The organism is Enterobacter sp. PTB (assembly GCF_051130085.1).
Lineage (GTDB): Bacteria > Pseudomonadota > Gammaproteobacteria > Enterobacterales > Enterobacteriaceae > Enterobacter > Enterobacter ludwigii.
In genome coordinates this window covers 1-8446 of the sequence record NZ_JBDKEE010000054.1, presented here as the reverse complement: position 1 = coordinate 8446, position 8446 = coordinate 1, and the positions used below count along the sequence as shown (strand labels likewise).

The following is an 8446-nucleotide window of genomic DNA, read 5'->3' as shown; positions in this document are numbered from 1 at the left end:
GGCAATCAAAATAAAACGGTGAAAAAAGGTTATATCCAGCGGCGTTGACAATAGGTCATCCCGACCGCCGCCACGCCGCTCAGGGATAACCCAATTAACGCGCGCATCACCAGGATACCGTGCCAGCTGGTCATCATCGTGGAGAGTAACGTACAAATCGAAGCCAGCATCAGGGCGGTAACCATCACCTGTTTACGGCCAATGGCGTCGGAAAGTGGCCCGGTGAAAAGTAGACCAATCGCCAGCATGCCGGTAGAGATGGAGAGCGAAATACTGCTGCTGGCAGGCGATACGCCAAATTCATGGGAAAGAACAGGCAGGATCGGCTGAACGCAATAGAGCAGGGCGAAGGTTGCCAGACCCGCTGAGAAAAGCGCCAGCGTGACGCGCATGAACTGGGGGGTACCACGTTTAATGAACTGAACCGGCTGCGATGCTGCGGGTAAATCATCAATATCTCTGGCCGGATCGATATCAATGGTAGATGTACGACTCACACAATGTCCTTGCTTAAACATCCCCGTGGTTTCGGGTGACGGGTATGACCACACGATCAGAGTAGGAAAATGTAAATATTCTGTCTAATATATTAATAATCTCAAATGATACTTTAAAAATATGAATATCGAACTGCGTCATCTGCGCTACTTTGTCGCCGTCGCTGAAGAGCTTCATTTTGGCCGCGCGGCGGCAAGACTGAATATCTCACAACCCCCGCTAAGCCAGCAGATCCAGATCCTTGAGCAACAGGTCGGGGCGCGCCTTCTGGCACGGACCAACCGCAGCGTGAGCCTGACGGCGGCCGGGAAGCAATTTCTGGCCGACAGCCGACAAATTCTCAGTATGGTGGATGAGGCGGCAGCCCGGGCAGAGCGGCTTTATCTCGGGGAAACCGGAGAGTTGCGGATTGGGTTTACCTCGTCTGCACCGTTTATCAGCGCTGTTTCGCAGACCCTGTCGTCGTTTCGCCGGCATTTTCCGGATGTGCATATTCAGACGCGCGAAATTAATACCCGCGAGCAAATCGCTCCGCTGAATGAAGGTTCTCTTGATTTAGGTCTGATGCGTAACACCCAACTCCCGGATACGCTGGCGTGGCAGGTTATTCTGCGCGAACCGTTGATGGCAATGATCCCGCACGATCATCCGCTCGCCTCGCGTTCGGCGGTCACGCTGGCAGAGCTGGCAAAAGAGCCGTTTGTTTTTTTCGACCCGCAGGTAGGTACCGGTCTGTACGACGATATTCTGGGCCTGTTACGACGCTACGATCTTGCCCCGATCATTACTCAGGAAGTCGGGGAAGCGATGACCATTATTGGGCTGGTCGCGGCGGGGTTGGGCGTCTCTATTCTTCCGGCCTCGTTTAAACGGGTACAATTGCGTGAAATGCGCTGGGTTGCTATCGCCGAAGACGATGCTGTTTCGGAAATGTGGCTGGTATGGTCGAAACATCATGAGCAGAGCCATGCAGCGCAGCGGTTTAAAGCACAGCTGTTAAGCGCCTCTGCAGGACAATATTTAGAGGGAAAAGTGGGTAAAAATGTGCAGTAAATCACATGGCTAAGTAAATATTTGACGACGGCCATTGAAGTGCTTCACCATAGCCCACAGTTTATTTCGATGCTCGAAAATAAGGGAGTACGAGGTGGTTGCTGATAGTCAGCCAGGGCACATTGATCAGATTAAGCAGACCAACGCTGGCGCGGTTTATCGCCTGATTGATCAGCTTGGCCCGGTTTCGCGTATCGATCTTTCACGCCTGGCACAACTGGCACCTGCCAGTATTACCAAGATTGTTCGTGAAATGCTGGAAGCCCACCTGGTCCAGGAGACGGAAATTCAGGAGCCGGGCAGCCGCGGCCGTCCGGCGGTCGGCCTGGTGGTGGAGACCGAAGCGTGGCACTACCTGTCACTGCGCATTAGCCGGGGAGAGATCTTCCTTGCCCTGCGCGATTTAAGCAGCAAGCTGGTGGTAGAAGACCGGCTGGAGCTGCCGCTCAAGGCTGAACAATCGCTCCTCGATGCCATTGTCACCCATATCGATCACTTCTTTATTCGCCATCAGCAACGCCTTGAACGCTTAACGGCCATTGCGATCACCATGCCGGGTATTATTGATACCGAAAATGGAATCGTGCACCGCATGCCGTTCTACGACGATGTCAAAGAGATGCCGCTGGGCGAGGTGCTGAAAAATCACACCGGCGTGCCGGTCTATATTCAGCATGACATCAGCGCCTGGACGATGGCGGAGGCGCTGTTTGGCGCATCCCGCGGCGCAAGGGACGTGATTCAGGTGGTGATTGACCATAACGTCGGGGCGGGCGTCATCACCGACGGACGCCTTCTGCATGCCGGAAGCAGTAGCCTGGTCGAAATCGGCCACACGCAGGTCGATCCCTACGGCAAGCGCTGTTACTGCGGAAACCATGGCTGTCTGGAAACCATCGCCAGCGTGGAAAGCGTGCTGGAGCTGGCGCAGGTCAGGCTCAGCCAGTCCATGAGCTCTTCGCTACACGGACAACCGTTGACCGTCGATTCACTGTGCGCCGCAGCGCGTCAGGGGGATCTGCTGGCAAAGGATATTATTACCGGAGTGGGGAATAACGTTGGCCGCATTCTGGCCATTATGGTGAATCTCTTCAACCCGCAAAAAATCCTGATTGGCTCACCGCTGAGTCAGGCGGCGGAAATTCTCTTCCCGGCTATCTCGGCCTGTATTCATCAACAGGCGCTCCCGGCCTACAGCAAAAATATTGCGGTGGAAAGCACCCAGTTTTCCAATCAGGGCACCATGGCTGGTGCAGCCCTGGTCAAGGACGCCATGTATAACGGCTCGCTGCTGATCCGCCTGTTACAGGGTTAACTCTTTTCCGCAGATGTACGAAAAATTGCGCTATCTCAAGCTGGGTAGCGCACGCATCCCGTAGACTTCCCCCACTGAATTATTTCTCTGGTTTATATTTTCGAAGCATACCCAAGAGGTGGAATGAGTCATGCTTAAGCGTTTCTTTGTTACGGGTACAGATACCTCTGTCGGCAAGACCGTTGTATCCCGCGCGTTGCTACAGGCTCTGGCAGCAAGCGGTAAACGCGTTGCAGGGTACAAACCGGTCGCAAAAGGCAGTAAAGAGACGCCCGAAGGATTGCGGAATAAAGACGCCCTGGTGTTACAAAGCGTCTCGTCACTGGAACTGCCATATCACGCGATCAATCCCATTGCCTTAAGCGAAGATGAAAGCAGCGTGGCGCACAGCGGTCTGATTAATTACACCCTGTTGTCCGACGGTCTGGCGAACCTGAGCGAGATGGCCGACCATGTCGTGGTGGAAGGTACCGGCGGATGGCGCAGCCTGATGAACGATCTGCGCCCGCTTTCTGAGTGGGTGGTGCAGGAGCAACTGCCGGTGATCATGGTGGTCGGTATTCAGGAAGGGTGCATCAACCATGCGCTTCTGACGGCGCAGGCGATTGCCAATGACGGATTGCCGTTGATTGGCTGGGTCGCAAACCGTATCAACCCGGGCCTGGCGCACTACGCGGAAATCATCGACGTGCTGAGCAAAAAACTGCCGGGACCGTTGGTGGGCGAGCTGCCTTATCTGCCACGTGCCGAACAGCGTGAATTAGCGCAGTACATCGATCTCTCTTCCCTCGGTCGGATGTTGTCCGTAGATCGAGTCGTGGCGTAACGTCCGCGACAAGACGGACGCGATCACGCAGGCAATCAGCAAACCGGGCAGCAAGAAATACTGCCCGGTCATTTCACAGACCATCAACACAGACATAATGGGCGCATGGGTCGTCGCGGCGAGTAACGTCGCCATGCCTGCCAGCCCCAGCAAAATCACCGTTTCAGACCCCGGAAACCACAGCCCAAAGAGTTGTGCAAACAGCATTCCTGTGGCCATGCCGACAAACAACGTCGGTGTGAAAACCCCGCCCGGCGCGCCAGAACCGCTGCCATCCCCACAACAATAACCCCGCCGCCAGCCCTCCCAGCGCGGGCGTCAGCGCGCGACGCCACGGGGATAACGCCGCCGCGGCATTCACCAGACTGCCGCTGTTGTTACTGAGAAACAGCCACTCCAGCAGATACATGCTGTGGCGGAACACCGCGACGGCCAGCGCGGCCAGTATGCCGGTAAGGGTGGCAATCAGAAGTCTGCGAAACATCGCGCGGATGTCGGGATAAGCGTGAAGACGTTGCATGGGCCGCAATTAAACGTGGGAGATACAATATTGTGAGGGGAAATCGCGGGGTTAGCAAAAGGTATGCGTGCGATGAACCGTGTCGGCCTGAGCAAACGCGCTGTAGGGGAGCGTGCCGCCGGGCAGGTCAGCGCCATACGTCTGGCCCGCCCGGCGGAGTGTTTTCGCTTAACTCTCGCTGTGAATATTCAGCGCCCGGCGCGTACGGCCGGAGCTGAGATACTCGGCAATATAATCCTGTGAGATCTCGCCGTTATAGCGGCCCTCTTCGTCGACAATCGGCATCCAGCTGGTGTTGCTCTCATACAACCGTGAAAGCACCACGCGCAGGTTATCCTCCGCTTTGCCGGTCATACGGAACGGATGCAGGATATCGGCACAGGTGCCGCTGGCATTACGCGCTTCCCGACGCTTCACAAAGCCCAGCGGTTTACCCCGATCGTCCACGACGGTAATGGCGCGAATATCGTTGTCATCCATGATCGCAAAGGCGTCAGAAAGCAGGGTAGAGCCCCGCACGGTGAGGGTCGGTTGCTGGTCGGTGACATCACCTGCCGATACCAGCAGCAAACGCTTGAGCGTACGGTCCTGACCGACAAACGAGCCGACGAACTCGTTCGCCGGTTTTGCCAGCAGTTCGTCCGGGCTGGCGCACTGGACAATACGCCCCTGGCGGAAGACGGCGATACGATCCCCAAGCTTCAGGGCCTCGTCGATGTCATGGCTGACCAGCATCACGGTCTTTTTCAGTTTACGCTGCATCTCCAGGAACTGGTTCTGGATCACCTCGCGGTTTATCGGGTCCACCGCACCGAACGGTTCATCCATCAGCAGTACCGGAGGATCCGCCGCCAGGGCGCGGATCACGCCGATACGCTGCTGCTGACCGCCGGACATTTCACGCGGATAGCGGTTGAGAAATTTATGCGGGTCCATGGCCACCATATCCATCAGCTCTTCAGCGCGGGTTTTACATCGGGCTTTATCCCAGCCCAGCATGCGCGGCACCACGGTGATGTTCTCCTCAATGGTCATGTTCGGGAACAGACCAATCTGCTGAATAACGTAGCCAATATTGCGGCGCAGGGTCACGGTATCCATCCCGCTGGTGTCTTCACCGTTAATCAGGATCGTGCCGCTGCTTGGTGCGATCAGACGGTTAATCATCTTCAGGGTGGTGGTTTTCCCACAGCCTGACGGGCCGAGCAGGACGCACATTTCCCCTTCAGGCACGTTGAGGTTGACGTTGTCGACGGCCTTAACGCTCTGGCCGTGTTTCTGTGAAAATTGTTTGGTGAGGTTTTCCAGTTTTATCATTATCGTATCCCCTTTGGAGTCAGAACGACCTGCAGACGATGCAGCAGCCAGTCGAGCACAATCGCTAAAAGACAGATCATCAGCGCACCCGCAATTAACATTCGAATATCGCTACCGCCGATGCCGTTAAGCAGCAGCAGGCCAAGGCCGCCAGCGCCAATCACTGCGGCAATGGCCATCACGCCGATGTTCATCACGACGGCGGTGCGGATACCGCCAAAAATCACCGGCAGTGCCATCGGGATTTCAACCCAGCGCAAACGCTGCCAGAAGGTCATCCCGATACCGCGTCCGGCTTCACGCAGGCCCGGCGGCAGGCTGTCCAGCGCGGTATGGGTGTTACGCACAATTGGCAGCAACGAGTAGAGAAACACCGCCGTGATAGCGGGCAGGGCGCCAATGCCCTGACCGATCAGCGAAAAGAGCGGGATCATCAGGCCAAACAGCGCAATGGACGGTATCGTCAGCACGATGGTGGCAATCCCCAGCACCGGCGTCGCCAGCCATTTGTGGCGGACAATCAAAATCCCCAGAGGGACGCCGATGAGTATGGCTAGCCCAACCGCCAGCGCCACCAGCCACAGGTGTTGCAGCGTCAGGGTTAACAGATAGTCCCAGTTATCCAGAATGTAGTGAATCGTCTCCATAGCGCCTCCTACAGCAACTGTTTGCTACGCAGGAAATCACGGGCGACCTGCTGCGGTGACTGATGGTCGATATCCACCTTCTTATTCAGTTCGGTGATAACGTCGTTATTGAGCTGGGCGGAGAGAGTATTCAGCGCCTCTTTCAGACCCGGATTGGCGTCAAGGGTGTCTTTACGCACCACGGGAGTGACCGCATAGCTCGGGAAGAAGCCTTTATCATCTTCCAGCACCTTCAGGTCGAAACCTTTTACCCGCCCGTCGGTGGTATAGATAAGCCCGGCATCGACGAAACCGTCCCGCACCGCGTTATAGACCAGGCCCGGGTCCATCTGGCGGATCTGCGGGCGATCCAGTTCCATGTTGTATGCCGCCTGCAGCGGTTTCATCCCGTCGCTGCGTCCGGCAAATTCGAGGTCCAGACCCAGCAGCCAGTTTTTATCCGGATCGGTTTTACGGATCTGCTCAATCTTTGCGACCATTTCAGACATGGTGTTGATGTGTCAGTATTGGCTGCTTATCGTATTGAAAATACAAGGGACTATTGATTTACCACATCGTCATGGGGCACACATGGGGCATAGCCACTTAGCTTCTGGTTGAGCATTGCCACTTGCTCAGCGCTGCTTTCCGGCATCCATGCGCCGTAAACGGTGTAAACCATCTGAGCGCTACCATGCCCCATTTGCGAGGCGATAAAGGTCGGATTGGCTCCTGCCGATAAGGACCAACACGCATAAGTGTGGCGTGACTGGTACGCTTTGCGGTATCTTAATCCAGCCCGTTTTATTGCTGCCTCCCATATGCTGCTGATGGAACTTACGGCATAATGGTGCCCTACATTGCTAGATTTTCGGGTTATTTGCGGATTGAAAACAAAAGTGCAGGGGTGGATGGTTGAGCGACCGTACTCCCGCAACTTCACTTCAGTCTGGAATTGTTTACCCATCCTCGTCATTGTTGCTTGGCTTTTAAGTGCGTCGATGGCTGGCTGAATTAGGTGGATCACCCTGTCGGTACCTGCATCGGTTTTCGGCAGGGTGAATTCACACAATGAGGTATAATTCCGCCTGATCATCATTGTCCCTGCCTTAAGGTCAATATCCTCCCAGGTGAGAGCAACCAGTTCACCGTGACGCACCCCTGTATATACAGCCAAAGACAAGAGATTTTTGATCTGCTGATGGTGGCAAGTATCGATTAGTCGGAGAAACTCTTCTCGACTTAACGGGTCAGGTACCGCTTTTGACTTCTTTAGCGGGGATATACCGTCAAACGGATTATTTGGCGCATATCCATTATCAACAGCAAATTGAAACATGCCAGATATAGTGGTCATGTAGTAGTTCACGGTGGGTACTGAGCGGCCCTTAGCGGTTGTTCGTTTCCCTCTACCTGGTATGTGATACCCGGTCAATAAATCCTTCCTGATAAAAAGTAGCTCCTCTCTGTTGATGGATGAAACAATCCTGTTTTTGCCGATGCGGGGCAGCATATTGCGCACAACAGATTGATACCGATTCAGCGCGTTAGCGCTAATCTCCATTGTTTTCAGTTCCAGCCACTTATCGGCAAGTTCCTGCACCGTGATTTCCTTGTTCTGCAATCCGAACCGCTTCAGGTGCGGTGATGTTGGGAATCTGGCTGCATAGTCAAAATTCCCCATCCGAATCTCAAAGCAGACCGCAGTACGCAGTTCTCCGGCCACCTTGCGATTTTTAGCGGTGTCAGGGACACCGAGATTTTCCCTGACACGCTTACCTCTATACAGAAACCATATGCGGAGTGAACCGCCATGGTTTTCAACGCCCGTTGGGTATGATTCTTTACTCATTTGTCCCTCCCGACGTCCAGGAGTTTTGCAAGATTACCTTTTTCATGCTCGCGGATCACCCGGTTGTTTCTTTTTTGACGTCAGGCTGTTTCTGGCTTTTTATCCAGCGCATTATGGCCTCAATGTTATACAGGCATTCACTGGTAGGCTTAGGGTCGCCTTCGGCGGTATAGTGCCGATATTCACGTCCAACCAACCAGGACTTCCTGCGAGCGCGGGCAATAGTGCCAGGCTTGATGCCCGTAGTAGCAATCAGTACTTCTTCAGACACCCATTCGCTGGGTGTTATTTGATAGATAATCGGTTGCATACCCACCTCACACCACACTCAGGCCACGACAATGGCGCCAGACTTCAAACATGCGCTTTACCACTTCCCGGGCGTAATACCCGTAGTCGTCTATCGTCAGATCGTAGCGGTCGCCGTATTGCTGACGCA

8 protein-coding genes and 3 pseudogenes are annotated in these 8446 nt (G+C 54.7%); 3 read left to right on the top strand and 8 right to left on the bottom strand.

Going from position 1 to position 8446, the window contains the following annotated elements; genetic code table 11:
* Positions 1-50: 50 nt before the first annotated feature.
* A pseudogene (locus AAIR21_RS27005) lies at positions 51-497 on the bottom strand (MFS transporter); the annotation flags it as partial.
* 121 nt (positions 498-618) lie between these two features.
* Here AAIR21_RS27005 and AAIR21_RS27000 point away from each other — a divergent pair.
* The 3 genes from AAIR21_RS27000 to bioD all read left to right on the top strand — a co-directional run bounded on the left by AAIR21_RS27000 (position 619) and on the right by bioD (position 3692).
* On the top strand, positions 619-1551 hold the full coding sequence (locus AAIR21_RS27000) for a LysR family transcriptional regulator (protein ID WP_020884287.1): 933 nt from the start codon (positions 619-621) through the stop codon (positions 1549-1551).
* A gap of 94 nt (positions 1552-1645) precedes the next feature.
* Positions 1646-2866, top strand: a complete 1221-nt coding sequence (gene mlc, locus AAIR21_RS26995) for a sugar metabolism global transcriptional regulator Mlc (protein ID WP_020884286.1) — start codon at positions 1646-1648, stop codon at positions 2864-2866.
* A gap of 130 nt (positions 2867-2996) precedes the next feature.
* Positions 2997-3692 carry a dethiobiotin synthase gene (bioD, locus tag AAIR21_RS26990; RefSeq protein WP_014169857.1) on the top strand — a complete coding sequence of 232 codons (696 nt, stop codon included), beginning with the start codon at positions 2997-2999 and terminating at the stop codon, positions 3690-3692.
* On the opposite strand, the pseudogene AAIR21_RS26985 reads toward bioD, so the two are convergent.
* From AAIR21_RS26985 to AAIR21_RS26955, 7 genes and pseudogenes are all read right to left on the bottom strand, one after another.
* A pseudogene (locus AAIR21_RS26985) lies at positions 3627-4212 on the bottom strand (chloride channel protein). The gene bioD and the pseudogene AAIR21_RS26985 overlap by 66 nt on opposite strands.
* Before the next feature lie 168 nt (positions 4213-4380).
* Complete coding sequence (gene osmV, locus AAIR21_RS26980; RefSeq protein WP_014169859.1) at positions 4381-5529, bottom strand: osmoprotectant ABC transporter ATP-binding protein OsmV; 1149 nt, start codon at positions 5527-5529, stop codon at positions 4381-4383.
* Positions 5529-6176, bottom strand: a complete 648-nt coding sequence (osmW, locus tag AAIR21_RS26975; protein WP_014169860.1) for an osmoprotectant ABC transporter permease OsmW — start codon at positions 6174-6176, stop codon at positions 5529-5531. Before osmW ends, osmV begins: the two co-directional genes overlap by 1 nt.
* Before the next feature lie 8 nt (positions 6177-6184).
* A pseudogene (locus tag AAIR21_RS26970) lies at positions 6185-6676 on the bottom strand (glycine betaine ABC transporter substrate-binding protein); the annotation flags it as partial.
* Positions 6677-6714: 38 nt separating this feature from the next.
* The gene (locus tag AAIR21_RS26965) at positions 6715-8007 is read right to left on the bottom strand and encodes a tyrosine-type recombinase/integrase (protein ID WP_434682716.1); all 1293 of its coding nucleotides are present in this window, start codon (positions 8005-8007) and stop codon (positions 6715-6717) included.
* A gap of 55 nt (positions 8008-8062) precedes the next feature.
* A complete protein-coding gene (locus tag AAIR21_RS26960; RefSeq protein WP_434682715.1) occupies positions 8063-8317 on the bottom strand; it encodes an excisionase family protein in 255 nt (84 codons plus the stop codon).
* 7 nt (positions 8318-8324) lie between these two features.
* A partial coding sequence (locus AAIR21_RS26955) for a hypothetical protein (RefSeq protein WP_434682718.1) occupies positions 8325-8446 on the bottom strand: 122 nt, incomplete at its 5' end.